1 protein-coding gene is annotated in these 391 nt (G+C 72.6%); it reads right to left on the bottom strand.

Going from position 1 to position 391, the window contains the following annotated elements:
• Nucleotides 1-304, bottom strand: a 304-nt coding sequence (locus FL311_RS43830) for a hypothetical protein (protein WP_141333616.1), incomplete at its 3' end; no start/stop codon positions are given.
• Between the last annotated feature and the right edge of the window lie 87 nt (nt 305-391).

Raw genomic sequence — 391 nt, 5'->3', positions numbered from 1 at the left:
CGCCGCGCACGTGGAAGCGCTGGCTCGACCCCAGCTTCGCCGCCTCCCAGGCCCCCAGCTCATCCCACGCCACCGTCGTGTCGAGCGTCTGCTGCCACAGCTCCAACGCCGACTCCTCGAAGGCCCGCGTCTCCTCGTTCGGCCCCATCGCCTCCCACATCGCCACGAAGAAGCGCGGCCAGGCCGCCCACGTCCGCAACGACACGTCCACCCCCGTCACCCGCATCGTCCTGCGCAGCTCGTGGTAGACGCGCTCGACGTCGCCCCGCGCCTCCTGCTCGCTCACCTGCTTCACCCTGGCCATGACGACACCCCCGCCGGCAACGGTGCGGATGGCTCGACGCCCAGCACACCTCCACCCCACGCCCGGCCGCCCGGATGTCCCCGCTCC

The sequence above is a fragment of the Myxococcus sp. AB025B genome, assembly GCF_006518215.1.
Taxonomy (GTDB): domain Bacteria; phylum Myxococcota; class Myxococcia; order Myxococcales; family Myxococcaceae; genus Myxococcus; species Myxococcus fulvus.
The sequence above is the reverse complement of the archived record's forward strand: the minus strand, read 5'-3'. Positions and strand labels throughout refer to the sequence as shown.